This is a genomic window from Mesorhizobium sp. WSM4871 (assembly GCF_055811295.1).
On record NZ_JBVVPU010000025.1, the window covers coordinates 1 to 25,531 of the forward strand.

Genomic DNA, 25,531 nt, shown 5'->3' on the forward strand with positions numbered 1-25,531 from the left:
CCCCCCCCCCCCCCCCCCCCCCCCCCCCCCCCCCCCCCCCCCCCCCCCCCCCCCCCCCCCCCCCCCCCCCGCCCCCGGCCCCCCCCCCCCCCCCCCCCCCCCCCCCCCCCCCCCCCCCCCCCCCCCCCCGGGTCCTGAACTGCATGCATTAGACGCGCTCGCCGTCCTTCACCCGGTAGGTTGGCTTGTACATGGTGACGAGTTCTTCCGCCGCGGTCGGGTGCACGGCCATGGTGCGGTCGAAATCGTCCTTGGTGAGTCCGGCCTTGATAGGGATGCCGAGCAACTGCGCCATCTCGCCGGCGTCCGGCCCGAGGATATGGGCGCCAAGCACCTTTTTCGAGGTGCCGTCGACCACCAGCTTCATCAGCATCTTTTCGTCACGGCCCGACAGCGTGTGCCGCATCGGCCGGAAAGTGGCGCGGTAGATTTCAATGTCGGCAAAGCGCTTTATCGCTTCGTCCTCCGACAACCCGACCGTGCCGATCTCCGGCTGCGAGAAAACAGCGGTGGCGATCGTGTCATGGTCGGGCGCGGTCGGATTGTCCTTGAAGGCGGTCTCGACGAAGCACATCGCTTCATGGATCGCCACCGGCGTCAGTTGCACACGGTTGGTGACGTCGCCGATCGCCCAGATGTTATCGATGTTGGTGCGCGAATATGGGTCGACGTTGATCGCGCCGGTCTTGGTCAATTCGATGCCGACGCCTTCAAGACCGAGGTTTTCAGTGTTGGGAATGCGGCCGATGGCGAGCATGACCTGATCGACCGTCAACACCTTGCCGCCGCTGACAACCGCATCGAGCCGGCCGTCCGGCCGCTTGCGAACCCATTCCGACACCGCATGGCAGTGGATCCTTATCCCCTTCTTTTCCATCGTCTCATGCAGCATGCGCCTGAGGTCCATGTCAAAGCGGGAGAGGATCTCCTTGCCGCGGTAGACCAGCGTGGTTTCGACGCCGAGCCCGTGAAAGATGTTGGCGAATTCGACGGCGATGTAACCGCCGCCCTCGATCATGATCGCCTTCGGCAGTTCCTTGAGGTCAAAGGCTTCGTTGGAAAAGATGCAATGTTCATGGCCGGGCAGAGCCGGATGCGGTGCCGGGCGGCCGCCGGTGGCGATCAGAATCTGGTCGGCCGTGACGGTGCGGTCCTCGTTCAGAAGATGCACCGCATGCGGGTCGACCAGCACGGCGCGCGAATGAAACGTCTCGCCGCCGGCGCCTTGCACATTCCTCTTGTAGATGGCCTCCAGCCGGCTGATCTCGCGGTCCTTGTTGGCAACCAGGGTCGGCCAGTCGAAAGTCGCCTGCGGCACCGTCCAGCCATAGCCGGCGGCATCCTCGAAATGTTCGGGAAATTGCGAGGCATAGACATAGAGCTTCTTCGGCACGCAGCCGCGGATCACGCAGGTGCCGCCATACCGGTACTCCTCGGCGATGCCGACGCGCTTGCCGAGCGCTGCCGCCACACGCGCCGCCCTCACCCCGCCGGAGCCGCCGCCGATGACGAAAAGATCGTAGTCGTAACCGGCCATGCCGTGGCTCCTCATGCTTCGAAACGTTCGAGACAGGTAGGCCGCAAACCACCAAAAGAAAAGCCCGGACAAAGCCGGGCTTTCTGGTCCAGTGGCGGCTATGGCGCCCCGAAAAACGTGATCAGTTCTGTGTACCGTCTGCTGGGGCGGCACCATCTGCGGGTGCGGCGCCATCGGCGGGCGCCGCCGTCGCCTTGGCTTTCGCTGCCGCAGCCAGCGTTTCGCCGACCTGCTGGGCGAGATCGCGGGCGAGGCCGTTCTGCCAGATGTCGGCCGCCTTGACCAGGTCGCGCGTCACGGCCGGGCCGCTGTCGAGCAGCTTCTTGCCGGACGCAGAATTGTAGAAGGCGGCGATGTCGTTGAGTTCCTGTTCAGAAAACACCTTGGCATAGGCCAGGGCTGCTTCCTTCTCCAGGTCGGCGCGGCGCGAGGCCAGCGACAGCGCCTTCTCGCTGATCGTCTTGCCGATCAGCTCCTGCATGTCGGGGTTCTTCTGGATGAGCTGCTGCTCGAGCGCGGCCGCGGCCTGCGGCAGGATGTTGTCGAACGGGTCCGTCGCATGGATCGCCGCGACCGCGGCGCGCGCGGCCTTCAAATGCGCGTCGGTGACGTCCTGCGAGAATGCCGGCGCGGAAAACGCCAAGACGGCCGAAGCCGCGACAATGGCGGAAAGACGGCGAACCCGGTTATGCAACATCATGATCGGTAGAACTCCCTGGTTTTCGGGCGGCATGGACGGTTTGGATGCCGTCGCCGCCGGCGATGATGGCCGCTGACGCCAGCCCGATGAAAAGACCATGCTCGACAACGCCTGGAATGGCGTGGAGAGCATTCGAAAGCGCTCTTGTATCCGGAATGCGGCCAAAAGATGCATCGAGGATAAAATGGCCGCCGTCTGTAACAAAAGGCTGGCTTCCCGTCATCCTCAATGTGACAGGACCGGAAAGGCCGATCCCTGAGGCCGCCGCACCGACCGCGATTTCGGTGGCGTGCAGGCCGAACTGATTGACTTCGATGGGCAGTGGAAAACGACCGAGCGTCTCCACCATCTTCGAACGGTCGGCAATGACGATCATGCGTGCGGAGGCCGCCGCGACGATCTTCTCGCGCAGCAGCGCGCCACCACCGCCCTTGATCAATGTCAGCGCTGGGTCGACCTCGTCGGCGCCGTCGATGGTGAGATCGAGTTCGGGCGTTTCCTCGAGGTCCGACAACGGCACGCCAAGCTCGCGGCAAAGGATGGCGGTGCGCTCCGAGGTCGGCACGCCGACGATCGTGAAGCCGGTGGCGACCTTTTGGGCGAGCAGCCGCACGAATTCCTCGGCGGTCGTGCCGGTGCCGATGCCGAGCCGCATGCCGTCGCTGACATGGGCAAGGGCTGCCCGCGCCGCCTCGACCTTCAATTGCCTCGCATCCATGTCGCTTGTCGCTCCCCGTTTTGTTTGCGCGCTCCTAGCATTTTTGCCCGTACGGTCAAAGACCTTGGCTGTGGACTGGTCCAGACGGCTTGCCGGATTGGACCGCAGGGGATATCGCCTGCGCAATGCAATCGTCACAGGACAGGCCATGACTCGACCGATCATCGTGTTCGACCTCGACGGGACGCTGATCGACACGGCGCCGGATCTGCTCGACAGCCTCAACCACAGCCTCGCCGCCAGCGAGCTTGCGGCTGTCGACGAGGCCGGCTTCAAGCGCTTCGTCGGCCATGGCGGCCGGATGATGATCGAGCGCGCCCATGCCGCGCAGCAAAGATCGCTTGCGGTGGACGAGCATGACCGCTTGCTGAGATTGTTCCTCGATCACTACACCGACAACATCCCCGGCAAGTCGCGCCCCTACCCCGGTGTCGTCGAGGCGATAGCCCGGTTCGAGAATGCCGGCTATCTCCTGGCCATCTGCACCAACAAATACGAGGCCAACTCGGTGGCGCTGATCGAGGCGCTCGGCCTGGCACGCCATTTCGCCGCGATCTGCGGCCAGGACACGTTCGCCTTCCGCAAACCCGACCCGCGCCATCTCACACAGACCATCGCGCTCGCCGGCGGCAACCCGCACGGTGCGCTGATGGTCGGCGATTCGCAGACAGACATCGATACGGCGAAAGCGGCCGGCATTCCGGTGGTCGCCGTCGATTTCGGCTACACTGATCGTCATGTGCGCGAATTCGAACCGTCGGCGGTGATCTCGCATTTCGATGCGCTGACGCTGGACCTGGCGGAACGGCTGATCGCCGCGGCGGCATACTGACCGCGATGGCGGCCAAACCCCTGCGGGATTCGGTCTTCGCTGGAACCCCGGACATCGCCTTGACTTCGCGGGCCGGCCTCCCTTATATCGCGGCTCGCTTGGCCTTCGGGCAACGAGCGGGCGATTAGCTCAGCGGGAGAGCACACCCTTCACACGGGTGGGGTCGCAGGTTCAATCCCTGCATCGCCCACCATCTGACTTCCAAAACAGGTTGGATGACCGGTTTTCACCGCATTCACTGAATTTGCCGCCAGCAGGCCCAGATGGGTTCGGCTCATGCCTGCATCCACGCGCCAGCCGGCTCGGCATAGTCAGCTGCAAATCGGCTATGTAAAGCCCTTCACAGACCGGCAGCCCGTTTCGCGCGAACGTAGCCTGGCGCGGTCGAGATTCTATTTGGCCGTGTCGAACAAAATTTCGTGGCTCGGAAAGCAACCGGCCCAAGGCGGGGATTCTTGGCGGGGTTTTTGATCACCTAGGCATTTCACAGTTGCCGTCTGCGCGCGTTGGCTCCTCCCGCCACGCGTGCAGACGGCCTTCAACGCAGGCGGGTCGGATGCCGGACGGTTCCGGTGTCCGATCCCATGCCTTTCGAGGGAGCCGTGACATGGATGAACACCGGGCTTTGATGCCGTCTACTATTGCCGTAAACTTTAGCAGTTACGGAAATTGGGGCACGGACATGGCTTTTGCTGGCGCGAACGACAGAGATGATCTGCCGCGCCTTGCGCGTATCGACCCGAGCCAGTTCGATCTGTTGTTCAGCGGTTGCAAACTCGAACGCTACGCCGCCGGCCAGCATCTGTTCGTCCAGGAGGATGCCGCCGACCGCATCTATGGTGTGATGAAGGGTACGGTGGAGATCTCGATCTATTCGCCTGGTGGCCAAAAGCTGGTGGCCAATATCGAGCTGTCGCGCAGTTTGATCGGAGAGATCGGGGCACTTGACGGACGCCCGCGCACGGCCACCGCGATCTGTCTCACTGCCTGCGAGCTGGTTTCGGTAAGCCGGACACAACTGTTTGATCGAATTGAGAAAAACCCATCCCTGGCGCGCGCCATGATCGACCTTTTGTGCGCGCGGCTGCGCTGGGTCAGCGGTGAACTCGGCGATCAGGCCTTTTTCGGCATCGAGGCGAGGCTGGCAAAACGACTGGTCTTTCTGGGCGGCGTCATAGCCGACGGCGAAGGCTGGATACCCATCTCCCAGTCCGAACTGGGCGAGTTCCTTGGCGCGACACGCGAGTCGGTCAACAAGACGCTCAACGACTGGCGCAGCCGGCAGATCATCGCCATCAGGCGCGGCGGCCTGCGCATCATCGACGCCAGGGCGCTCAGTCATATCGCCGCTTCGCAGGACGACGACTGAGGACGGCGATAGCTGAATCCGGTGGTTCGGGGATGCGTCCTCGAATCCGATTCGAAGATGCGTCCTCGAATCAGAGCCGCGAAATCAGATAGCGCAGCGACGATTTGCCCGGCATGAAGAAGTAGCCCCCTCCCCGCGTGGTGACGAATTGCGGGATGCCCTTCAGCACGGTGACGCCCTCCCAGGAGGGGATGGTGAACCTGCCGCCGCCGTCGCGCGAGCCGATGGTCGGATCCTTTTCGCCAGCCAGTCCCTGGAACGAGGTGGATGAGACCCAGGTCTGCTGCATGAATTCATATTGACGCTCGATGTCGGCGTTGAGGCACATGAAGAGCAGCCCCTTCTCGACTTTCCCGCGCCTCTTGTCCTGCTTCATATAGGTGCGGCCGACCCGGATGATGCGGTGGCGCTTGCCGATCCTGATTTGCGTCTCGCGGTCTTCGCCCAGCGAATCGCGCGGATTCGAGCGACGGACATGGGCGCCAAGCGGGCAGCGGTGTCCCTGTGGGTCCTCGGCGCCAAAGGCGAAATCATTGTCGGCCGGGCGGCCGGGGCGGCCGTCGGGATTGCGCACCAGCGAACTGCCGTCCGGCCAGCGGCCAAGCATCTTGGCGGCGACCCAGCGCGGCGTGATGGCGGGGTTGCCGGTTTCGCTGGCCGCCTGCATGGCCGCGGCCTTGCAGTAGTCGTCGAACACGTCGACGTGCTGCTCGAACTGGCGCACGACAAGGAAGGAGCCGTTGCGGCCGAAATCGTGCGGCGGCGGTGGCTGGCCTGCGATCTGCCGGTTGCGGCGCACCGCCGACAGGATGCCGGACCGGTCCTGCGAGGCCCGGACGGATGGCGATGCCGGATAGAAGCCGTGCTCGTCGCGATAGCCGAACAGGAACTCGCCCGGCGCGACCAGATGCATCGGCGCCACGCCGGCATTGGCGCGCGCAGTGCCCCTGACGATCGGCTGCGAAACACCGTCGACGAAGCCGAAATGCTCCACCGCGCGCTTGCCCTCGCGCTTCACCGCAAGCGGCAGCTCGGCGACGAGTTTCAACCCCGCGCCCGTCGTCCTTCGCTTCAGGGCGGCGATTTCGGCCGCCAGGACCTCCGCGCTTTCGGCATAGCAGACGACGACCGCATCCGCCGGTTTCCGTGGCGAGCCCCACCGCCATTTGTCGGGCACGCTTTCACCGACATCGTCGAGGATGCGGCTGCGCTCGGGATTGCCCATGCCATGGCGAAAGGCGACCGGAAAGGTACCCAGCGGATCATCGTCGACGCCACCCTCCAGACCCAGGCGGCGAAGGCCGTCGGGGCCGAACGCCACCGTCATTGCGCGCTCTGCCGGCACGCCGTCGCCGAAACTTGTTTGTGCGACAATGAACTCCAGCCACGCCTTGCGATTGATCCGGGAAAGTGTGTCCGGCACGGCTATAGCCAGCATATGGGCATGGCCCAATGACCCAAATGGGCCGAAGAATATGGATTGGATCTCGCCGGTCTCCAGCTGTTGTTCGAGCGGCGCGGGAAACGCCGAACTGATGTCCGCCAGCAACGAGGCGGTCTTTTGGACGGCGGTTTTTTGAGCCACCGGACGCGGCAATGACCCAAACAGGCTCAACCAGTCGCGCGCTTGGCTGTCCGTAGCGGTCGCCAACCCCCGCCTGATCCTGGAGTTGGCGCGTATGCGGATCGTGTTGAGGGCGGGATAGGCCGAATACCAGAACAGCGTCGGCACCTGCTGGCGCCGTGCCCAGCGCTTGAAGCGGTCGCCGTCGCGCGCGCCATCGAGGAAGAGCCAGCGCGTGCGTGGATAGCCTTCGGTGTTGCTCCATACGCCGGTAAGCCCGGACGCGGCCTTGGCGATGAAGTCCTCGAGATAGCTCTCCCAGCTGCCGCCGTAGTTGGAAAGGAACATCAGCCTGTTGGTGCCCGGCAGCAGCACCCAGCGGGCGAAATGGATGGTGTTGATGGTGGCGAGGAAGCCCGGCTTGAACACCTTCTGCGCCGAGATCGAGATCAGGTAGAAGGAAAGCCTGAGTGCAAGCCGCCGCAAGATTCCGGCCTTCATCGTCGAGATCGCCGTCAAATGGTTCTGGGCGGTGCGGTCCTCGTGGACAATGATCTTGTCCAGCGCATCGAGGTCGACAGGCGTGTTTTGAGGGCGATCGATGTCCTCGATACGCCGCAAGGCGACGAAGCACAGGCCGATCACCGCGATCGCTATCGCCAGCAGGCCGAGCACGGCCAGTAAAAGTGCCGTACCGGCAATGGCGATGTTGGGGAAGGTCAGGCCGTCAGGGTCGCCGAACACCAGCACATAGGTCATGCGCCAGCAGGCAAGCACGACCAGCGCGACGGTGATAAGCACGGCCGGCGCCAGCAGCGTCGTCGTTATGGCCTGCCACCATTTTCCGGGCGGCCTTTCGAGCAGGCTTTCGGCTGGCTGGAACGCCCAGTCGAACCTGCCGAGCGACTGGACATGCCGGCGCACCTCGGTGAGCACGGCGGCAGCGTCGCCATTGCCATGGCGCGGCTGTTCGACGATATCGCGAATGGTGTCTGCGAGCTCGGCTTCGGCCAGGATACGGCGGACCGAATGTCCCGGCGTGCCGGAAAACACCAGCCCGGCGTTGCTGCCGAAAGACGGCGATATCTCGACATTGTGTTTGCGCAGGAAGTCGTTCAGCGCCCCGCCGTCGGGCAGGCCGCAGACGTCTTCCAAAATCGGCAGCAACCAGTGACCGATGGCCCGCGAGACTGTGTCGATGACCTCGTCGCTGCTGCCGTCGCCGGAGACTTCGAGAACCACAACGCCTTTCTCAAGACCGGACGCATCATCGGTCTCGCCAGTGCCGGCAACGGTCAGGCTGGTAAAATGTATAGTGCGGGCAATGCCGAGCGCGGTGCTGATCTCTTCATTGGCCGGGTTGCCGAGCGCCGCGACCTTGTCGCGGATGGCGTCCAGCGGCTCGGCCCGGGTGATTGGGCAGACCACCGTCACCATCGAATGGTCGACGGTGCGGCAAAGTGGGGGCCGCTCGAAGTCGATCTTGAGGCTTTCCGGATAGGCGCCGACGCTGGTCATGCGTCCGGCCCTGCCGCGTACTCGGCGTACGCCCTGCTTCTGGAACAGGGCGCGCAGGCTTTCGCCGATCTGGACCCTGGCGATCTCGGCGCCAATGCAAAGATGAATGCCGTGGCCGAACACCATGTAGTCGCGTTGCGGGCGCGAAGTGTCGAACTCGTTCGGGTTTCGCACGGCTTCAGCGTCGAACATTGCCGACAGCGTTGCCGGCATGACCACCGTTCCTGCCTTCACCAGACGCTCGCGGCGCGTGCCCTTGGCGATCGTGGTGTCGCGCGACGTGTAGCGCCACGGGCCGATCCAGATCGGCTTGAAGCGCATGGCCTCAAGGATCGCCCGGTCAAGCTTGCCAGTATCGTCCTTGGCGAGCGCCGCATCGATGGCCTGTCGTGCGTCGGACCGGGACAGGATCACGTCGAGGCAATTGCCGCCGGCCAGCACATTGGTCGGAACAAAGCCGGCGATCATGCCGAGCATGATCGAATGGATGTCGGGCAGCGACAGCTTTCCCTGATCGAGAAGGGCGACAAGTCTTGGCAGCGGCTGCTCGGCCTTCGCGCCCTTTTGCCTGATCGCATCGATGGAGCGGTCTACGACCTTGATCAGCCGGTCGCCGGCGACCACGGCAAGCTCGCGCGTGACCGGCTTTGCCAGCGGATCGGAAAAGAACAGCGCGCTCAGGGCTATCGCCCAGTCGGCAAATTCGGATTCGTCGTCGATCTCGAGACCGAAATAATCGCGGCAGATATGCACCGGCACGATCTTCATCAGCCCGGAGATGGCATCGAAGCCAGGACTGGCGCGGATCATGATCTCCCTGGAATGGCGTGCGGCGATCGGCCTGACGGCAGCCTCGACCTCGGCCGGCGGGAAGGCGCTCAGCACAGACGACTTCATGCGGCGATAGTCGGCGCCGTCCTGCATGCCGAGGATGAAGTTCGACCCGCGAGCGAGTTCGGTCATCTCGGGTCCATAGGGTGTCTGGAATTCGTCGCCGCGCTCCAGTATGTCGCGAACGTCGGCGTTCCTGGTAACGAGCAGGAAATTGCCGAAGGCAAGGTTCGGCCAGAACCGGCGCAACAGCGCCAGCGCCCAGCGAGGATCATTGAAAAGGAAGCCTGCTATGCGCGCCGCAAGGCCGCTGGAACGCAGCCGTCCGAGGTCGAATGGCGGCATTTCCGCCAGCGGCCGCTGGTTTTCCCGGGCCTTGCGGACAGCATCGAAATACTTGATCCTGAACATGCGCATTCAAGCCCCCCGGCCGTTCACATTGTTGCGATATCGGCTACCTCTGGCCTAGGTTCGCAGCGGTTGCGCGTATGTGAATTCCCTCACAGTTGTAGTTGGTGTTCGCCCGCTTCGATCATGTTGCTGGCCCTGGCCATTTCGAAATTGCCGATGAGGAATTCATTCGCCGCCTTGTCGGCAAAAGGTATCCAGCGCACCCGTTGCTCCGAGAAATCCGGGTGCCTGGTTGCGAAAACGGCCATTTCTCGCCTGGCTTCTTCCTCGCGGCCGCTGCGCATCAAGGCGCCGATCTTCAGGAACCTGGCGTAGAAATAACCTGGCGACAGGTTGAGCGAGCGGTCAGCGGTGGCGATTACCGACGGCCAGTCCTCGATGAAGCTGTAGGCCGCCGCCAATTCCCCCAGATTGTGGAACCGGTAAAGGTCGAAGGGACTCAGTCGCTCGGTATCGAGAAAGAACGGAATTGCGCCGGCGGCATCGCCGAGCAAAAGGCGGGCGCTGCCCATGGCCGAGCGCGCGAAGGCAAAGCTCGGATTGATGTGGATCGCTTCCTCCAGGTGCTCGACCGCGGCCCGCGGCTCTCCCCGCATGATGTCGATGGCGCCAAGATGGGCATGCGGGCGCGCATCCAGGCTGTCCATCAGCAGCGCCTTGCGCGCGTATTGCTCGACCTTGTTCAGATCGTCATTGTCGCCGAAGCGCAGCCAGGCCCGCCAGAAATACCACCATGCCAGTTCGTTCAGCACGGCACTCGAATTAGGATCCTCCTGGTAAGCCTTTTCAAAGAAGTCCAAGGCGATTTCAGTATCGCCGCGCGTGCGCCGGTTCATGTGCCAGCGGCCGCGCCTCACCAATTGCCAGGTTTCCAGACTTTCCCACGGTACCTGGAAGGTGCGCGCCTGCTCGGCCCGGTCGACCTCCTTGTCGAGGATCGAGACGATCTCCGCGCCGATCTGGTCGCGAAGGCCGAAGATGTCGACCAGGTCTCGATCGAAACGCTGAGACCACACCAACCGCCCGTTCGAGACGTCGGCGAGCGAGGTGTTCAGACGGATTTGTCCGTCATTACGCATCAATGTGCCGCTGACGATGTAGCGCGCGCCAAGGGCATTGCCGATCACCCGCGTCCCCAGTGTGTCATCGCGAAACTGGAAACTGGAACTCTTGGCGATTACCGAGAGCCATCTGGTGTTCGAAAGGCCATAGATGATGTCTTCGGCGATGCCGTCCGCCATGTAATCGACGTCGCGCTCGCCACCATCGCCCCGGAACGGCAGCACCGCGATCGCGGGCGGACCTTTGGGGGACAGTTTCTGCTGACCGTTGGCTTGAGGCGTGGCCGCGATGAATGGCGCTGGCGCCGACCCGTTGGTGATGCGCCCCGCAATCAGAACGCGCACCGGCAACGCGATATTCTTCAGCATGAATTCGCCGAGATCGATGAACTCGGCCGCTGTCTTGTCCTTCACGTGGTGCCAGGTCGTTTCCGAGACGGCAAGACCATCGTGCGGCGCAAACTCCTGGATCCTGGCGGCGATGTTGACGTCGTCACCGTAGAGCCGGCCTTCGCGAACGATGACGTCACCGGTGTTGATGCCGACGCGAAAGGGCATGCGCATGGCTTCGTCGACCGATGAATTGAGCGTGACGATGCGGCCCTGAAAATCGAACGCCGCGCGCAACGCTTCGATCGGGCTGCCGAATTCGGCCATGATGCTGTCGCCGGCGTCGCCAAAGGTGCGGCCGCCAAAGGTGCTGCAACTGTCGGCGATGACGTCGCGCCGTTCCTCGAACGCGGCGACGGCCGATTCATCGTCAAGACCCATCAGCCGCGAGAACCCGACGGCATCTATGGAAATGATCGTCGCAAGCTGACGGGTGTAGTTCCGTTCAGCCATGTCTGAGCCCCGGTCTTTTCTGGTCTTCGCCAGCGCAGGCGACTACCTGCCCCTGAAGATTTCGCCGCTTTGGAAGAAAATTCCCGGCAGGTGCAACGCGCCGATGCCGCCCTGTCTTGTCATGAACCTAACAGGGTCTTCGTAAAATCTCTACCAAGATCAGCTAATATGTCGGAGGCCGCGGCATCGTCCAGACCTAGCCGGCCGTTGTTCGAAATTATCGGTAATATTCGCCCTTACACATTGAAATAACAAAACTTTATCGACTTAGGCCGCGCTCCAAATTGCATTGAGACGGCCTCTGGTGAAAGATGCGACAATGGTGGCACAATGGAACAGCCGCAATTCTAGGAGGTGGAGCAAATCGGCTTGAAAACGTGTCTCCGCTGCTCCCGTGCCTACAGGAAATACGGATCACGATTTCCGCGGGAAGCTGCCTTTCTTCCGAGGGATGCAGGTCAGGCCTGAGGCATGCACTATAGCGCGGCGCATCGGCGATGCCGGAACAAACCCGCCTGAAAACGAGTTTCTATTCATCGAAATGTGAGGGAAAGCCATGTCCAGATCTGTTTTGGCGACCAGCCTTGTCCTGGCAACAGGTGTCGCCGTTCTCTTCCTCGGCGGATCCGCCTTTGCCGCGGACGGACCATTGCCGCCGCCAAATGCCAAGAAGCTGTCGGAAATCATCGCCAAGGTCGAGCAGCGAAACGATTTTCGCTATGTGGAAGAGGTCGATTGGGACAGCGGCGCCTACACCGTCACGTACTACACGACCGATAAGGCGAAAGTCGAAATCACCTACGACCCGGTCACGGCCGAGCCGAAATAGCCTGCCAACAGTCCGCATTCGAAGCATATACAGGCCACTGGCCTTTCCGCCTGCCCTTGCGTCCGTCCGTCTTTGATGGCTGACTGCGGCGTTATTACTGCGCCGCACTGGGGTGGGCATGGCGAAGCACGTATTGAAACGCGTCCTGATGATGTTTGCCGGCTATTTTGTTGCGGTGCTGGTCGGACTGATCGCGGTGGTGACCATCTACGCCGCATTGAGTTCGCTGCCCAATGCGCCGGCGTATTTCGGTTTCATGGGCGTCACGCCGATCGCGGCGCTGGTCGTGCCGCCGCTCGGCATGTTCGTCTATTTCCTGACGATCATACTGACCGGCCTGCAAACCCTGATCTTCGCGCTGATCGCCGAATTCTTTTCGCTGCGCAATTTCTGGCTGCATATTGTCTTCGGCGCCGCGGTCGCGATCGGCGGCTTCGCTCTGGTCTGGCCGAGCGCGCCGGAGGACATGGGCCCTGAGCGCTGGGCCGATATCGGCATTATTGCTGCCGCCGGTCTCGTCGCCGGCCTGATCTATTGGCTGATCGCCGGCCGTGAAGCCGGCTTCCGTCGCCCGCTCTATCAGCTTTAATTTAGCTGGTTCAGCTTGCCGGCGAGCGCACGGCTTCCGTGCTGTCGATCGCCTGCTGCAGCCGCGTGTCGCGATCGTAGATGTCGTTGAAATACTCGACATTGCCGGCCATGTCGGGCCAGGCGGTGAAATAGGCGACATAGACCGGAATGGTGCGTGTCACGTCTTCGGTCGAATGCCCGTGCTTCAGCTTCTCGGCTATGTAGTCGACCGAAGTGCCGAGCACTGCCGCCGCCATGCCGCGCGGATCCTGCAGGCGGACACAGCCATGGCTGAGCGCACGCATATCGCGTTTGAAGAACGACTTCTGCGGCGTGTCGTGCATGTAGATTGCATGTTTGTTGGGGAACAGGATCTTCAGTTCGCCCAGCGCGTTAGCCTCGCTCGGCAGCTGACGCACACCGTAAGGTATGTTTGCGCCATAGCCACCCCAATTGACCGAGGATGAGGGAATGCGCTTGCCGCGCGCATTGACCACTTCATAGCCGGCACGGTCGAGATAGCCCGGATCCCGGCGCAGCCGGGGCAGCATTTCGTTGACGAGAATTGACTGCGGCACGCCCCAATAGGGGTGGAAGTCGACCTGTTTGATCTTGTCATAGAAGAAGGAAGTCTGGTTCGTGGTCCTGCCGATAACGGCGCGGGTCTTCAGCTTCTCTTGGCCATTGTCGATATAGCTCGCCGTGAAGGCCGGCTGATTGATGAAGACGCGCGGGCTGCCGAGATCGGAAGGCAGCCAGCGCAACTCTTCCAGCGCGACCTGTACTTTCTGGATCTTGTCGGCCTTGGAGGCTCCCACCAACGCCGCGACGGTACGCGGCCCGATGACGCCGTCGCCCTTCATTCCGGCTTTCTTCTGCGCCGCCTTGATGACCGGCACCAGCTCCGGAACATAGTCCTCGCTGGTGGCAAATCTTGCCAGCGTCTCGCCATAGGTGCCGCCCATCTCGTCGTCGAGATTGCTCGCGATCTTGGTCAGGAGTTTCGGCAATTCGGGGCTGCTCTGCCCCGGTTTGAGCAGCAATTTGGGATCGACGACGATTTCATCTTCGGCGCTGGCCCGCAGCGATTCCAGTTCGACGCGCAGCGCCTGATACTCGGCGTTCTGCGGGTGGCGTGATTCGAGGTAGGTGCGCACCTGCTGGGTGTGCGCCAGCGTTTTCAGCACACCCTCCATGTCGAGTGGCTTGGCCGGGAAGTCATAATAGCCGGTCATGCGATTGGGATCGACACGGCCGCTCTGTGCGTCACGAACGTAGCGCAGGACACGCGCCGACAGCGCCATCTCGAAGCGGACAAGCTCCTTCAACCGCGCATCGGTGTCGCCCGCCGATGCGCTGGCGTCTGGCACTTCAACCAAATAGTCTGCTGGCGTGAGGCCATAGCTCGCTGCCTCGCCCAGCACCCGCACCGCATCCTGGGCGCGGCTGTTGGCGCTGGTTCCCGTCACCCAGATGAAATCCGGGTTGGCCGAATAATAGGCAACGAGCGTCTTGGCGATGTCCTTCTCGGCAAAGAGCTCATAGCCATCTAGCCCGGCAATCGCCTCGTGGAAGGCGGCATTGGCGGCGGCGGATGGCTGGAAGGCGGCATCCTGCGGCTTAGCCGGCTCAACTATTTCCGGCAAAGGCATTCCCGCCGCGGGCGTTGCCACCAGCGCCGCGAAGTCGACGCGCACGAGCGGATCGCTTTTGTAGGTATAGTAGGACGGGCTGCTGATCTTGACGGCACCGCTGCGCTTGCTGCCACCATTTGGCTTTGCCTTGTATTTCGGCCCGTCCCTCGATGGTGGCGGGGGGAAGTCACCTTGCGGCGCGCGCTTGATGCCGCCGCCGAAGAGCATCTCGAAAAGCCCTTGCGCGCTTGCCTGCGGTGCGCCGAAGGCCAGCATTGCCGCGGCCGCCACAAGCGGCATCACGGTTGCTTTGTTTCCGAGGAATTTCATGGATCACCCGCTCCGGCTGCAACCGGTTCCCGTTTTGCCGTTTCGCACCGCTTGACGGTCTCGCCCACCCTATGACGGATGTAAGGTTCGACTATACTGATTCATACCGATTTCGTTAAGCTTCCATAAATTTCGGCGGTCCTGTTGCAGAACAGTTTCACAAGATCGTGACAACCAGAGCGTGTTCGTCGCGCCTGTTTCGAAACTGTCGCTGCCATGGCGAGTGTCAGGCGTTGGCGCCGCCATCGATTGTCAGGGATGCGCCCGTCACGAAGCGCCCCTCTGGACCGGCGAGCCAGGCGACCATGCCGGCGATCTCATCAGCCTTGCCGAAGCGGGGCGTCGCCATCTTCTGCCGCTGGTGTTCGGCATGCGGACCGCCGGCCGGATTCATGTCGGTATCTGTCGAACCCGGATGAACGACGTTGGCGGTGATGCCCCGCGAGCCAAGGTCGCGCGCCAGGGCCTTGGTCAGGCCGACCAGCGCCGCCTTGCTGGTCGAATAGGCGCTGAGGCTGGTGTCGGTGACACGTTCCGCCAGATTGCTGCCGATCGAGATGATCCTGCCGCCCTCCCCCATATGCACCGCTGCTGCCTTCGAAGCCACGAACGGAGCCCTGAGATTGACCTCCATGGTCTCATCGAAGTCGGCGAGCGACAGAGCATCGATCGGCGCTGCACGCCAGATGCCGGCGCTGTTGACGAGAATATCCAGCCGCCCGAAGGCCTTCACCGCGTCGTCGACAGCCGCTTCGACCGCAGCGGCGTCGCGGTTGTCGGCTTTGATGGCAAGGGCGTGGCCGCCAGATGCCGCAATATCGGCAACGACCGCACGCGCCGGCTCCTCGCCATTGACATAGGTGATGGCGACACTGGCGCCCTCGGCGGCGAGCCTTCGTGCGATCGCGGCGCCGATGCCGCGGCTGCCGCCGGTGACGAGCGCGGCCTTGCCGTGCAAGCTGCTGGATGACATCTTTCTTCTCCTTTATGTAATGATCGATACATAAATGCCTGGCAGCCTTGCCCAGCTACGTCAACTGATTTATGTATCGATCAACACAGAAAAGGACGTCATGACGGAACGCGGCCGCCCCCGCACTTTCGACCGAACCGCCGCCCTGCGGCGGGCGATGGAGGTGTTTTGGGCCAATGGTTATGAGGGCGCTTCGATGAGCGACCTGACCGCAGCGATGGGCATCAATTCGCCCAGTCTCTATGCCGCCTTCGGCAGCAAGGAAGCCCTTTTCCTGGAAGCGGCCGAGTTTTACACGCAAGTCGAGGGCACCGAGATCTGGTCCGCACTGGAGAAGGCGCCGACGGCGCGCCAGGCGGTCGAGCGTTTCCTGCGCCAGACGGCAAAAGCCTATTCGCAGACCGATCGTCCGCAGGGCTGCCTGATCGCGCTCGGCGCACTGCACCAGGACTCAAGCCGAGGCGCCATCTGCGATGATCTGCGCCGCCGCCGCGCCGAAGATCGCGCGGCATTGCTGAAGCGGCTGCAGCGCGGCGTGGCGGAAGGTGAATTGCCCCAAGATTTCGACAGCAGCACGGCAGCGACCTTCTTTGCCACCGTACAGCATGGCATGTCGATCCAGGCGCGCGACGGCGCCTCGCGCACGGCACTTCTGGCAACTGTGGCCGGGGCGATGGCGGCGTGGAAGACGATGGCCGGCGCCGACGCGGCGTGACAAAAGCATGATGTTATGCTGCAAATCCAGGCGGTCGGCAAAAATGCGGTCGGGAGGATGAGCCGGTGAAAAAGGGATATCGCGAGCTGCTCGATGAGGCCAATGCCGAGATCGAGGTGGTTTCGCCGGAGGAGGCAGCACGGCTGCTCGACGACGAAGGCACTATCTTCGTCGATCTGCGCGACCCGCGCGAGGTTGAGCGGGACGGCAGGATTCCAGGCGCCAGGCATGTCACGCGCGGCATGCTGGAATTCTGGATCGACCCCAAAAGCCCCTATCACAAGCCGTTCTTTGCCTCGGGGAAGAGCTTTGTCTTCTTCTGTGCCGGCGGCTGGCGTTCGGCGCTTGCCACCAAGACGGCGCAGGATATGGGTCTGTCACCGGTGAAGCATATCCTTGGCGGCTATACCGCATGGAAGGCGGCCGGACTGCCGGTCGAATCCGGCCAGAAACAGAATTAGCGTCAGTGCAGCGAAACCAGCCCCTGTTGGCCGGTGACGAAGCCGATGGCGTGTTCGGCCACGCCCTTGTCGGCGAGGATGCGGCGGTGGCCTAGCCCGTCTGCCCAGTGGAGCCGGACATGGTCGCCGGCTTCCGCGTAGAGCCTTGCATGATCGGCGGACACTTCGCGATCGTCCGGCGCATGGATGACCAGCGTCGGCACCGGCCTGCTGGCAAGCTGACGGTCGCCGGTGAATTCGTGCAGCGGCCGGCCGGCGATGTGTTCGACCCTGTCGGCCATGGCGGCCTGCGAACGCGGGCCGACATTGAGCATGCGGCTGAAATCGGTGAAGATCGCCGGTAAGGAACTCGGCGCCGCGATGAGCACCAGCCGCTCGGCCGCCAGCGGCGGGATATTCTTGACCGATCCGGCGACAGCGTTCGCGGCCACGGCGCCGCCGAAGGAATGACCGACAACCGCCGCGAACGGGCCGAACCATTCGCCGGCGAGCCGCGCAGCATCGACCGCGCTGACCAATGTCAGCCGGCGGCCTTGCGACTGGCCGTGACCAGGCAGGTCGAGCGAAACGACCCTGTAGCCGGCATCGCGATAGCCCTCGATCAGCGCGCGCATATATTCGGTGCGTGAGCGCCAGCCATGGATGACAAGCACGGAGCCTTCAACCGCCCTGCCCGGCTCGGGCCGGAACTCATGCACCGTGACGCAGCCCTTTGCAGTCTTCAGCCGATGGTGGCGGGCTTCAGTCATGAAAGCTGCGGCGCGATCGACGGCGCGGCGCTCCGCATCGCTCAGGGCTTTGACGTTGGGCGTGCGGCAGAACAATTCGAACGCCGCGCGCCCGGTAAGGCGGGGGGCGACATGCTCGGCGGCGCCAAACACGCCCCGGATGACCTTCAGTCCAAATGATGCCATAGTGGCGATCCATCCATTCGTTCAAGCATGAACATAATAGTTCAAACATGAACATTAAGCAAGAGCTGCCCTGGGACAACCCGCGTTTTCGCAACTGGGTCGCGGTGGCGCGCGCCTGCCATGTGCTGGAACGCACGCTGGCGGTGAAGCTCGCGCCGCTGGACCTGAAGCCGGCGCAGCTCGATGTGCTGATGAACCTCTACCGCCACCCGGGCATGTCGCAGCACGATCTCGCCAGGCGGCTGCTGGTCGGCCGCTCCAACATCACCATGCTTTTGCCGCAGCTTGAGACCCGGGGTCTGCTGCGCCGCGAGGGCGACGAGAAGGACAAGCGAGTGCTGCGGCTGACCTTGACCGAGGCCGGCACGGAATTGCTGATGCAGGCGCTGAAGGTCCACATGGCGCTGATCGAGAAGGCGATGAGCCAGTCGACGCCGGAACAGTGCGACATGATCGGCGAGCAGATGCGCAAGATCTATGAGGTGCTGAAGGAGGCGTGACCTAGGTGCGTTGAGATTCAGGTCAGGCCGAGTCGAAAATGGTGATTTCCGAGAACCGAAGCGGAGCGTACTTTAAGTACGTGAGCACCGGAAGCGCAGGAAACCGCCATTTGCAGGCCGGGCTCACCTGAATATCCACGCACCTACCACATCGTCTTCTTCGCCCGCTCGGGCCATTCCTTGTCGTAGGCCTCGCCGTCGATGTTCCTGCGGCTGGTGACCTCCAGGATCTTTCCCGGTGTCGGCAGCGATTTTGGATCGACATGTCTTGCCGGATTCCACAGTTCCGATCGGACAATGGCCCGGGCGCACTGGAAATAGACCGAATCGACATCGACAATCGTGACCGAGCGCGCCGGCTTGCCTTCGACGGTGAAGGAGGCGCAAAGCGCGGTGTCGGTGGTGATGGTGGCGCGGCCGTTGACGCGCAGCGTGGTGCCGGAGCCAGGCACCAGGAACAGCAGCCCGACGCGCGAATCCCTGATGATGTTTTTCAGCGAATCGGCACGGTTGTTGCCGCGCCGGTCCGGCATCATCAGGGTTTTCGGGTCTTGGATGCGCACGAAGCCGGCAAGATCGCCGCGTGGCGAGCAGTCCAGCCCTTCCGGCCCACAGGTCGCCAGCGCGACGAAGGGCGAGGCTTCGATGAAGGCGGCGTATTCGGGGATGACATGGTCGAGTTCCTTGACCACCGACGCTTCGCCCGGCGGGCCATAAAGGGCTTCGAGTTGTTCGACCGTGGTTATGGCGGACATTTTCCGTCTCCGAACCTTTGCCGGCGTTATCCCAACTCCAAGACGTTTTAGCGACAACGTTTAGCGACGCGCCAGCGGCTGGTAGTCAGGAAACGGGTGTCGAGGTGACGACATGATAGGGCAAGCTGTGCTGATCGCATGAAACGGATCGTGCTGGCAAACGGAGATCAACAATGGACGAAAGACTCGGTCAGCGAAGCACCGCCATGGAACTTCTCGAAAACATGTTCGACGTTGAAATGCGCTTCCTGCGCTCGGACTCCGACAGCGTCGATATGCTTGCCGACGCATTCCACGCGGAGGTCGTCGTGCATGAGCCGCGATCGCTGCCCTATGCCGGAGATTGGAGGGGACTGGACGGCATCGGCGCTCTTTTCCACAAGATGCGGGAAGTATGGAGCGATGTGGCTGTGGAAGGTCTTCAGGCCGCCCAAAACGATGACATGGTATACATGAGCTGTACGCTCCGCCTGACTGCTCGTGCAAATGGTGCCGTTGTCGTACAGCCATTTGCGGAAGTTTTGCGTTTCAAGGACGGTCGCCTGATCGAAGGCACGCCGTTTTACCATGACACCAACGAGATTATGACGACTCTTGAGTCGCCAGGGACTGGGGCAGAGGTTGCCTAACGATCGCGACTCAGGCCCTTCTCCTGCAGTTCGGCGAGATAGGCGGTCCAGCGTGCCTCCTTCTCGTGGCCCAGCGTATGCAGGTAGTTCCAGGTGAAGATGCCGGTGTCGTGGAAATCGTCGAAGGTGATGCGGACGGCATAATTGCCGACGGGCTCGATCTTGAGGATCGCCACGTTGCGCTTGCCGGGAACGGTCACGCGCTGTTCTGGTGAATGGCCCTGCACTTCGGCCGACGGGGAGGCGACGCGCAGAAGCTCCGCCGGCAATTCGATCGGCTGATGATCGGCGAAGGTCACGGTCAGCAGCCTGCGGTCCTTCGAGACCCTGAGTTCCTTCGGCGCCGTCATGGTGATAGATCCCGCATCGATGTGCCCTTCCCTACGCCGCTTTGCTCAACGGGAAAAGGTCGCTTTGAAACTTCCGACACGATCCGTCGGCGGCGGGATGTTACCAAAGATCGAGACGTTCTATCTTGAATGGCAGGCTGGATCGTATCACATAGCCAGATATAACGACGCCGTTCGCGGCCACGGGAAGCGCATAGCATGGACATGATCGATCCTTTCGGTCGCACGATCAGCTATCTCAGGGTGTCGGTCACCGACCGCTGCGACTTCCGCTGCACCTATTGCATGGCCGAAGACATGACGTTCCTTCCCAAGAAGGATCTTCTGTCGCTAGAGGAACTCGATCGGCTGTGCACGGTCTTCATCGAAAAAGGGGTCAGGAAACTGCGCCTGACCGGCGGCGAGCCGCTGGTGCGCAAGAACATCATGCATCTGGTGCGCCAGCTTTCGCGTCACCTCAAGAGCGGCGCTCTGGAAGAACTGACGCTCACCACCAACGGTTCGCAGCTTTCGCGTTTTGCGGCCGAGCTCGCCGATTGTGGGGTCAAGCGCATCAATGTCTCACTGGATACGCTCGATGCCGATAAATTCCACCAGATCACCCGCTGGGGTAATCTCGGTAAGGTCATGGAGGGCATCGACGCCGCCCAGGCGGCCGGCCTGAAGGTAAAGCTCAACGCTGTTGCGCTGAAGGATTTCAACGACGCCGAGCTGCCCGGCATGCTGCGCTGGGCGCATGGCCGCGGCATGGAATTGACGGTAATCGAAACCATGCCGATGGGCGAGATCGACGCCGATCGCACCGACCAGTATCTGCCGCTGTCGCTGCTGCGCGCCGCACTGGAGCGGCAGTTCACGTTGACCGATATTCCCTTCAAGACCGGCGGCCCGGCCCGTTACGTTCACGTTGCCGAAACCGGCGGCCGCCTCGGCTTCATCACGCCGATGACGCATAATTTCTGCGAGAGCTGCAACCGCGTCCGGCTGACCTGCACCGGCACGCTCTATATGTGCCTGGGCCAGGAGGATGCCGCCGATCTGCGTGCGCCGTTGCGCGCGTCCGAAGGCAACGAATTGGTCGCCGAAGCCATCGATGAAGCCATTGGCCGCAAGCCGAAAGGCCATGATTTCATTATCGACCGGCGCACCAATCGTCCATCGGTGTCAAGGCACATGAGCGTCACCGGCGGCTGATTCTTTCACCAACTTCGTGCAAGATCACTTCCGGTCATCAGCCGTGGAGGCCCGGAATGAGGCACGCTCGATCGATTCTCGTGTTGTTTGTGACGATAGCGGCAACCACGTCGGTTGCCGCCCCGTTCACCTATACCAATGCGCGCTTCGGCACCGTCTGCACCTTTCCGGATGAGATTTTCACTGATCGCCAGCCTGAGCCCGACAATGGCGACGGACAGCAATGGCTCAGCGCCGACGGCGCCAGCCTGACCTGCTCGGGCATCCTCAACATCGATGAAGATACCCCGAAAGGCTTTGTCGCCGCCGAGAAAGCCAGCGAAGGGCCAGGCTACGAGATCACTTACAGCAAGACCGGCAAGGACTGGGCGGTGCTGTCAGGCCTGAAGGGCAAAAACATCTTCTACGAGCGCCGACTGTTCGGAAAGGATGGCGTCATCCGCACCGTCTGGATCGACTATCCGCCTGCCCTTAAGTCGAAATACGACCCACTCGTCGGCCCTATCGCGAGTAGCCTCAAAGGGCCGTGAGTTTTCCGGTCACACCCAGAAAAAGTCCCAATCCGCAAGCGGTTGCTGATTTACCACTGGAGCGTTCCAGCCTAGCCTTCCCTCCGGAGCGGCTCTTCGTTCCATGGGGGAATACATATGCGCAAACTCGTTCTTTCTCTGGCATTGCTTGGCCTTGTGTCCGTGCCCGCGGCTGCCCAATCGATCGGCGGCACCTACACGGTCGCCGGTACCAATTTCGACGGATCGTCCTATGGCGGCGAGGCAACCGTCACGCTGACCAGCGAGACGACCTGCACGATCCATTGGGAAACTGGCGGCTCGTCCTCGGACGGCATCTGCATGCGAAACGACGATGCCTTTTCGGCCGGCTACGTCATGGGCAAGGCGGTCGGTCTTGTCGTCTACAAGGTCCAGGAAGACGGTTCGCTGCACGGTCTGTGGACGATAGCCGGCAAGGATGGCAACGGCACCGAGATACTGACGCCGCAATAATTCCGTGGCACTTGCGAGCGGATGGGCTGGGCCACAACGAAGCCTGTGGTCCAGCCCTTTGACGTTGCTGTCTTGCGACCGGCTGCTACAGGCTTGACGCAAAGCGCAACCGGTGACGCCCTTTGCTTCTTTCTCCAAATCTGCGCGGCGCGCTGTTCATGATGGTGGCGATCGTCGGCTTCACCCTCAACGACGCGATCACCAAGGTTTCGTCGGAAACGATGAACATGGCGCAGGTCATGCTGATCCGGGGCGTCTTCGCCTCGCTTTTCGTCGGCTTGCTTGCCTGGCACAGCGGCGCGCTTGCCCGACCGAGTTCGATGCTGCAGCCATTGGTGGCGATACGGGTGATCGGCGAAGCCGGCGCCACTGTGGCCTTCCTCATTGCCCTTGCCCATTTGCCGATCGCCAATGTCTCGGCGGTGCTGCAGGCGCTGCCGCTGGCGGTGACGATGGGCGCAGCCCTGGTGTTCAACGAGGGCGTCGGCTGGCGGCGCTGGCTGGCCATTGCCATTGGATTCGCCGGCGTGCTGATCATTGTGCGGCCAGGCTTTGAAGGGTTCAGCGTCTATTCGCTGCTGGCACTGGTTTGTGTCGCCTTCTGTGCGGTGCGCGACCTCGCCACCAGGCGCATTCCCAAGGCCATTCCGTCCTTGCTGGTATCGACCGCCACGGCATCTGCCATGACGATCCTGGGGGCGGCGCTGCTTTCGCCGATGGGCGGCTGGACGCCGATGACGGCGAACAGCACGGCGCTGCTGGCGCTCGCCGCGGTGCTCGTGGTCATCGGTTATCAGTTCATCATCATGGCGATGCGGGTGGGCGACATCTCCTTCATCGCGCCGTTCCGCTACACTGCCCTGCTCTGGTCGATTTTGCTTGGCCTCGTCATCTTCGGCGACGTTCCAGACCTTCCCATGACCGTGGGCGCCACCATCATCATCGGCTCCGGCCTCTACGCGCTTTACCGCGAACGGGTCGTCGGCCGGCAAAAACCTGCCGCCGAAAGCGCTGGACCCGATATGGCGCCGGACGGCATATAGGCCCAACCGTTGAAGACCGTCCGATTGTAACGGATGTACAGGCAGCAGACGATGGGCCAAGACATTGCAGGGATCATTCTCGCCGGTGGCCGGTCGCGGCGAATGGGCGGCGGCGACAAGAGCCTGCTAGCGCTTGGCGGCGACAGCCTGTTGGGCCATGCCGTCTCGCGCTTTGCGCCGCAGGTCGGACCGCTGGCGCTCAGCGCCAATGGCGATCCTGCACGGTTTGCCGGGATTGGACTTCCGGTGCTTGCCGATGTGGTGGAAGGCTTTGCCGGCCCGCTTGCCGGTATCCTGACCGGCCTCGAATGGGCTGCCGCCAACACGGCCAGCGAAACACTCGCCACTGTTGCCGGCGACACGCCCTTCCTGCCGCGGGATCTGGTTGAACGGCTGGTCGCTGCAGCCGGCGCACGGCCCGGTTCGATCGCAGTAGCCTGTTCGGGTGGCAAATGGCATCCGACCTTCGCGCTCTGGCCGACAGAGGCGCGCGCGGCCCTGCGGCGTTTCCTGGTCGACGAGGACATCAGGCGTGTTTCCGCCTTCATCGACCGGCATGGCTTTGTCGAGGTGGATTTTTCGCTGCTGAAATCCGGCGAGCACGAGATCGACCCGTTCTTCAACATCAATACACCAGACGATCTTGCGGCGGCCGAGCGTCTGTTGCAGAGCATTGAGCCATGATGAGACGCGTCTTCGGCATCACTGGCTGGAAGAATTCCGGCAAGACCACACTGACCGAAAGGCTGGTCACCGAGCTTGCCCGGCGCGGCTGGAAAGTCTCGACGGTCAAGCACGCCCATCACGATTTCGACATCGACACGCCGGGGACCGACAGCTTTCGCCACAGGCACGCCGGGGCTACGGAAGTCGCCATCGTTTCGGGCAGGCGCTGGGCGCTGATGCACGAATTGCGCGGTGAGGACGAACCAAGGCTGGACGAAATCCTGTCGCGGCTGGCGCCATCCGACATCGTGCTGGTCGAAGGCTACAAGCGCGAGACGCACAACAAGATCGAGACGCGGCGTCTGGAGGCCAGGGACAGGACGCCGCTTTCGAAAGGCGATCCGCATATCGTCGCCGTCGCGGCCGACTTTGCAGTCCCCGGCGAAAGCCTGCCGGTCTTCGATCTCGACGACACGAAATCGATTGCCGACTTCGTCGAGCGCACGACAGGTTTGACGCGCTGACGGCACGCCGGAAGACCACTCGGTCGCCGCTTTACTTCCCCCCCGCGCCTGCCCCAGCGTCAGCATTTTCCGGGAATACAAATCCCGCAACCGACGGTTTTGCAGTTGCTTTTTCTTGGAAAATATTGGGAGTATTGCGCCAGCGGGCGGTCAAAAGCACCGCCCACAGAGCCGTTAGGGACGACGGCCGGGACCATAAAGAGAGGACTATCATGCGTATTGCACTGCGTATAGCGCTCGCCGCATCGGCGGCGCTGCTGACGCTTGGCGCTGCCCAGGCTCAGGAAAAAACCTTGAGAATCGGCACTGAAGGCGCCTACCCCCCGTTCAACAATCTTACCGCCGACGGTCAGCTCGTAGGCTTCGACATCGACATCGCCAAGGCGCTTTGCGACGAGATGAAGGTGAAATGTACCTTCGTCGCCCAGGATTGGGATGGCATCATCCCGGCGCTCCAGGCCGGCAAGTTCGACGCCATCGTCGCTTCGATGTCAATCACGCCGGAACGAGCCGAGAAGGTCGACTTCACCCACAAATACTACAACTCCCCCTCGGCGCTCGCCGGGCCCAAGGACAGCGACGTCAAGGGCGTGACCAAGGAAGACCTGGCCGGCAAGACGATCGGCGCGCAGGCTTCGACCACGCATTTCAACTATTCGACCAAGACCTATACCGACAGCACGGTCAAACCCTATCCGACCGCGCAGGAATACCAGCTCGATCTCGCCAATGGCCGTCTCGATGCCGCCGAAGACGACATCGTCGTGCTGAGCCAGTGGCTCGACACGCCGGACGGCGCCTGCTGCAAGATTCTCGGCACCCCGAACCCGCAGCCGGTCGAAATCTTCGGCCCGGGCGCCGGTATCGCCGTGCGCAAGGGAGAGACCGACCTGGTCAACCAGTTCAATGCCGCCATCGACGCCATCCGCGCCAATGGAAAATACAAGGAAATCAACGACAAGTACTTCAAGTTCGACGTCTACGGCGGCGAATCCTGACAACACGGTCACGACGGCGGGGTGTCCCGCCGTCGTTCATCCTCGTCTTGGGAACCGT

The 25,531-nt window shown here is 62.4% G+C and carries 25 protein-coding genes and 1 tRNA gene; 16 read left to right on the forward strand and 10 right to left on the reverse strand.

Going from position 1 to position 25,531, the window contains the following annotated elements; all coding sequences use genetic code 11:
- Positions 1-148: 148 nt before the first annotated feature.
- From gor to rpiA, 3 genes are all read right to left on the reverse strand, one after another.
- Complete coding sequence (gor, locus tag AC0L2H_RS30900) at positions 149-1,537, reverse strand: glutathione-disulfide reductase (RefSeq protein WP_473593505.1); 1,389 nt, start codon at positions 1,535-1,537, stop codon at positions 149-151.
- Positions 1,538-1,658: 121 nt separating this feature from the next.
- A complete protein-coding gene (locus AC0L2H_RS30905) occupies positions 1,659-2,237 on the reverse strand; it encodes a DUF2059 domain-containing protein (protein WP_473593506.1) in 579 nt (192 codons plus the stop codon).
- Positions 2,224-2,955, reverse strand: coding sequence for a ribose-5-phosphate isomerase RpiA (rpiA, locus tag AC0L2H_RS30910; RefSeq protein WP_473593507.1), 732 nt, complete (start codon positions 2,953-2,955; stop codon positions 2,224-2,226). The genes AC0L2H_RS30905 and rpiA overlap by 14 nt, the downstream gene beginning before the upstream one ends.
- Positions 2,956-3,103: 148 nt before the next feature.
- Here rpiA and AC0L2H_RS30915 point away from each other — a divergent pair, with 148 nt between their 5' ends.
- The 3 genes from AC0L2H_RS30915 to AC0L2H_RS30925 all read left to right on the forward strand — a co-directional run bounded on the left by AC0L2H_RS30915 (position 3,104) and on the right by AC0L2H_RS30925 (position 5,156).
- Positions 3,104-3,787 (forward strand): phosphoglycolate phosphatase, encoded by a 684-nt coding sequence (locus AC0L2H_RS30915; RefSeq protein WP_473593508.1) that lies wholly within the window; start codon positions 3,104-3,106, stop codon positions 3,785-3,787.
- 118 nt (positions 3,788-3,905) lie between these two features.
- Positions 3,906-3,980 (forward strand) — tRNA-Val (locus AC0L2H_RS30920).
- 489 nt (positions 3,981-4,469) lie between these two features.
- Positions 4,470-5,156, forward strand: a complete 687-nt coding sequence (locus AC0L2H_RS30925; RefSeq protein ID WP_473593544.1) for a Crp/Fnr family transcriptional regulator — start codon at positions 4,470-4,472, stop codon at positions 5,154-5,156.
- Positions 5,157-5,226: 70 nt separating this feature from the next.
- Here the strand turns inward: AC0L2H_RS30925 and AC0L2H_RS30930 are convergent, their stop codons facing one another.
- Both AC0L2H_RS30930 and AC0L2H_RS30935 read right to left on the reverse strand, forming a co-directional pair.
- Positions 5,227-9,486, reverse strand: coding sequence for a cytochrome P450 (locus AC0L2H_RS30930; RefSeq protein ID WP_473593509.1), 4,260 nt, complete (start codon positions 9,484-9,486; stop codon positions 5,227-5,229).
- A gap of 83 nt (positions 9,487-9,569) precedes the next feature.
- A complete protein-coding gene (locus tag AC0L2H_RS30935) occupies positions 9,570-11,384 on the reverse strand; it encodes an adenylate/guanylate cyclase domain-containing protein (protein WP_473593510.1) in 1,815 nt (604 codons plus the stop codon).
- Positions 11,385-11,940: 556 nt separating this feature from the next.
- On the opposite strand from AC0L2H_RS30935, the gene AC0L2H_RS30940 reads away from it, so the two are divergent.
- Together AC0L2H_RS30940 and AC0L2H_RS30945 are read left to right on the forward strand one after the other, a co-directional pair.
- Entirely contained in the window at positions 11,941-12,213 is a 273-nt protein-coding gene (locus tag AC0L2H_RS30940; protein ID WP_473593511.1) for a PepSY domain-containing protein, read from the forward strand.
- 118 nt (positions 12,214-12,331) lie between these two features.
- Complete coding sequence (locus tag AC0L2H_RS30945; RefSeq protein WP_473593512.1) at positions 12,332-12,802, forward strand: hypothetical protein; 471 nt, start codon at positions 12,332-12,334, stop codon at positions 12,800-12,802.
- 10 nt (positions 12,803-12,812) lie between these two features.
- On the opposite strand, the gene AC0L2H_RS30950 is transcribed toward AC0L2H_RS30945, so the two are convergent.
- Positions 12,813-14,747, reverse strand: coding sequence for a L,D-transpeptidase family protein (locus AC0L2H_RS30950; RefSeq protein ID WP_473593513.1), 1,935 nt, complete (start codon positions 14,745-14,747; stop codon positions 12,813-12,815).
- 226 nt (positions 14,748-14,973) lie between these two features.
- Complete coding sequence (locus AC0L2H_RS30955; RefSeq protein ID WP_473593514.1) at positions 14,974-15,720, reverse strand: SDR family oxidoreductase; 747 nt, start codon at positions 15,718-15,720, stop codon at positions 14,974-14,976.
- 100 nt (positions 15,721-15,820) lie between these two features.
- Here AC0L2H_RS30955 and AC0L2H_RS30960 point away from each other — a divergent pair, with 100 nt between their 5' ends.
- Positions 15,821-16,435 carry a TetR/AcrR family transcriptional regulator gene (locus tag AC0L2H_RS30960; RefSeq protein WP_473593515.1) on the forward strand — a complete coding sequence of 205 codons (615 nt, stop codon included), beginning with the start codon at positions 15,821-15,823 and terminating at the stop codon, positions 16,433-16,435.
- 65 nt (positions 16,436-16,500) lie between these two features.
- Positions 16,501-16,896 carry a rhodanese-like domain-containing protein gene (locus tag AC0L2H_RS30965; protein ID WP_473593516.1) on the forward strand — a complete coding sequence of 132 codons (396 nt, stop codon included), beginning with the start codon at positions 16,501-16,503 and terminating at the stop codon, positions 16,894-16,896.
- A gap of 2 nt (positions 16,897-16,898) precedes the next feature.
- On the opposite strand, the gene AC0L2H_RS30970 is transcribed toward AC0L2H_RS30965, so the two are convergent.
- Complete coding sequence (locus AC0L2H_RS30970; protein WP_473593517.1) at positions 16,899-17,810, reverse strand: alpha/beta hydrolase; 912 nt, start codon at positions 17,808-17,810, stop codon at positions 16,899-16,901.
- Positions 17,811-17,857: 47 nt separating this feature from the next.
- On the opposite strand from AC0L2H_RS30970, the gene AC0L2H_RS30975 reads away from it, so the two are divergent.
- Positions 17,858-18,310 carry a MarR family winged helix-turn-helix transcriptional regulator gene (locus AC0L2H_RS30975; protein ID WP_473593518.1) on the forward strand — a complete coding sequence of 151 codons (453 nt, stop codon included), beginning with the start codon at positions 17,858-17,860 and terminating at the stop codon, positions 18,308-18,310.
- Between the two features lie 143 nt (positions 18,311-18,453).
- On the opposite strand, the gene AC0L2H_RS30980 is transcribed toward AC0L2H_RS30975, so the two are convergent.
- Entirely contained in the window at positions 18,454-19,065 is a 612-nt protein-coding gene (locus tag AC0L2H_RS30980; RefSeq protein ID WP_473593519.1) for a pyridoxamine 5'-phosphate oxidase family protein, read from the reverse strand.
- A 173-nt stretch (positions 19,066-19,238) separates the two neighbouring features.
- On the opposite strand from AC0L2H_RS30980, the gene AC0L2H_RS30985 reads away from it, so the two are divergent.
- Positions 19,239-19,694 carry a nuclear transport factor 2 family protein gene (locus tag AC0L2H_RS30985; RefSeq protein WP_473593520.1) on the forward strand — a complete coding sequence of 152 codons (456 nt, stop codon included), beginning with the start codon at positions 19,239-19,241 and terminating at the stop codon, positions 19,692-19,694.
- Here the strand turns inward: AC0L2H_RS30985 and AC0L2H_RS30990 are convergent.
- Entirely contained in the window at positions 19,691-20,044 is a 354-nt protein-coding gene (locus tag AC0L2H_RS30990; RefSeq protein WP_473593521.1) for a gamma-butyrobetaine hydroxylase family protein, read from the reverse strand. The genes AC0L2H_RS30985 and AC0L2H_RS30990 overlap by 4 nt on opposite strands.
- Before the next feature lie 198 nt (positions 20,045-20,242).
- Between AC0L2H_RS30990 and moaA the strand changes: the two genes are divergently transcribed.
- The 7 genes from moaA (at position 20,243) to AC0L2H_RS31025 (ending at position 25,473) form a co-directional block, all read left to right on the forward strand.
- Positions 20,243-21,238 carry a GTP 3',8-cyclase MoaA gene (moaA, locus tag AC0L2H_RS30995; RefSeq protein WP_473593522.1) on the forward strand — a complete coding sequence of 332 codons (996 nt, stop codon included), beginning with the start codon at positions 20,243-20,245 and terminating at the stop codon, positions 21,236-21,238.
- Positions 21,239-21,294: 56 nt separating this feature from the next.
- The gene (locus AC0L2H_RS31000; protein ID WP_473593523.1) at positions 21,295-21,768 is read left to right on the forward strand and encodes a hypothetical protein; all 474 of its coding nucleotides are present in this window, start codon (positions 21,295-21,297) and stop codon (positions 21,766-21,768) included.
- Between the two features lie 117 nt (positions 21,769-21,885).
- Positions 21,886-22,242: a hypothetical protein gene (locus AC0L2H_RS31005; protein ID WP_473593524.1), complete on the forward strand. Its 357-nt coding sequence runs from the start codon at positions 21,886-21,888 to the stop codon at positions 22,240-22,242.
- A 122-nt stretch (positions 22,243-22,364) separates the two neighbouring features.
- A complete protein-coding gene (locus AC0L2H_RS31010) occupies positions 22,365-23,285 on the forward strand; it encodes a DMT family transporter (RefSeq protein WP_473593525.1) in 921 nt (306 codons plus the stop codon).
- A 51-nt stretch (positions 23,286-23,336) separates the two neighbouring features.
- Positions 23,337-23,969: a molybdenum cofactor guanylyltransferase MobA gene (gene mobA, locus AC0L2H_RS31015; protein WP_473593526.1), complete on the forward strand. Its 633-nt coding sequence runs from the start codon at positions 23,337-23,339 to the stop codon at positions 23,967-23,969.
- Entirely contained in the window at positions 23,966-24,475 is a 510-nt protein-coding gene (gene mobB / locus AC0L2H_RS31020; RefSeq protein WP_473593527.1) for a molybdopterin-guanine dinucleotide biosynthesis protein B, read from the forward strand. The genes mobA and mobB overlap by 4 nt, the downstream gene beginning before the upstream one ends.
- Before the next feature lie 212 nt (positions 24,476-24,687).
- The gene (locus tag AC0L2H_RS31025; RefSeq protein ID WP_473593528.1) at positions 24,688-25,473 is read left to right on the forward strand and encodes an ABC transporter substrate-binding protein; all 786 of its coding nucleotides are present in this window, start codon (positions 24,688-24,690) and stop codon (positions 25,471-25,473) included.
- Positions 25,474-25,531: the final 58 nt, after the last annotated feature.

Excerpts from the sequence above, each read along its gene's own strand:
- gor (WP_473593505.1), bottom strand. The coding sequence starts at position 1,537 with ATGGCCGGTTACGACTACGATCTTTTCGTCATCGGCGGCGGCTCCGGC.
- AC0L2H_RS30905 (WP_473593506.1), bottom strand. The coding sequence starts at position 2,237 with ATGATGTTGCATAACCGGGTTCGCCGTCTTTCCGCCATTGTCGCGGCT.
- rpiA (WP_473593507.1), bottom strand. The coding sequence starts at position 2,955 with ATGGATGCGAGGCAATTGAAGGTCGAGGCGGCGCGGGCAGCCCTTGCC.
- AC0L2H_RS30915 (WP_473593508.1), top strand. The coding sequence starts at position 3,104 with ATGACTCGACCGATCATCGTGTTCGACCTCGACGGGACGCTGATCGAC.
- AC0L2H_RS30925 (WP_473593544.1), top strand. The coding sequence starts at position 4,470 with ATGGCTTTTGCTGGCGCGAACGACAGAGATGATCTGCCGCGCCTTGCG.
- AC0L2H_RS30930 (WP_473593509.1), bottom strand. The coding sequence starts at position 9,486 with ATGCGCATGTTCAGGATCAAGTATTTCGATGCTGTCCGCAAGGCCCGG.
- AC0L2H_RS30935 (WP_473593510.1), bottom strand. The coding sequence starts at position 11,384 with ATGGCTGAACGGAACTACACCCGTCAGCTTGCGACGATCATTTCCATA.
- AC0L2H_RS30940 (WP_473593511.1), top strand. The coding sequence starts at position 11,941 with ATGTCCAGATCTGTTTTGGCGACCAGCCTTGTCCTGGCAACAGGTGTC.
- AC0L2H_RS30945 (WP_473593512.1), top strand. The coding sequence starts at position 12,332 with ATGGCGAAGCACGTATTGAAACGCGTCCTGATGATGTTTGCCGGCTAT.
- AC0L2H_RS30950 (WP_473593513.1), bottom strand. The coding sequence starts at position 14,747 with ATGAAATTCCTCGGAAACAAAGCAACCGTGATGCCGCTTGTGGCGGCC.
- AC0L2H_RS30955 (WP_473593514.1), bottom strand. The coding sequence starts at position 15,720 with ATGTCATCCAGCAGCTTGCACGGCAAGGCCGCGCTCGTCACCGGCGGC.
- AC0L2H_RS30960 (WP_473593515.1), top strand. The coding sequence starts at position 15,821 with ATGACGGAACGCGGCCGCCCCCGCACTTTCGACCGAACCGCCGCCCTG.
- AC0L2H_RS30970 (WP_473593517.1), bottom strand. The coding sequence starts at position 17,810 with ATGGCATCATTTGGACTGAAGGTCATCCGGGGCGTGTTTGGCGCCGCC.
- AC0L2H_RS30975 (WP_473593518.1), top strand. The coding sequence starts at position 17,858 with ATGAACATTAAGCAAGAGCTGCCCTGGGACAACCCGCGTTTTCGCAAC.
- AC0L2H_RS30980 (WP_473593519.1), bottom strand. The coding sequence starts at position 19,065 with ATGTCCGCCATAACCACGGTCGAACAACTCGAAGCCCTTTATGGCCCG.
- AC0L2H_RS30985 (WP_473593520.1), top strand. The coding sequence starts at position 19,239 with ATGGACGAAAGACTCGGTCAGCGAAGCACCGCCATGGAACTTCTCGAA.
- AC0L2H_RS30990 (WP_473593521.1), bottom strand. The coding sequence starts at position 20,044 with ATGACGGCGCCGAAGGAACTCAGGGTCTCGAAGGACCGCAGGCTGCTG.
- moaA (WP_473593522.1), top strand. The coding sequence starts at position 20,243 with ATGGACATGATCGATCCTTTCGGTCGCACGATCAGCTATCTCAGGGTG.
- AC0L2H_RS31000 (WP_473593523.1), top strand. The coding sequence starts at position 21,295 with ATGAGGCACGCTCGATCGATTCTCGTGTTGTTTGTGACGATAGCGGCA.
- AC0L2H_RS31005 (WP_473593524.1), top strand. The coding sequence starts at position 21,886 with ATGCGCAAACTCGTTCTTTCTCTGGCATTGCTTGGCCTTGTGTCCGTG.
- mobA (WP_473593526.1), top strand. The coding sequence starts at position 23,337 with ATGGGCCAAGACATTGCAGGGATCATTCTCGCCGGTGGCCGGTCGCGG.
- mobB (WP_473593527.1), top strand. The coding sequence starts at position 23,966 with ATGATGAGACGCGTCTTCGGCATCACTGGCTGGAAGAATTCCGGCAAG.
- AC0L2H_RS31025 (WP_473593528.1), top strand. The coding sequence starts at position 24,688 with ATGCGTATTGCACTGCGTATAGCGCTCGCCGCATCGGCGGCGCTGCTG.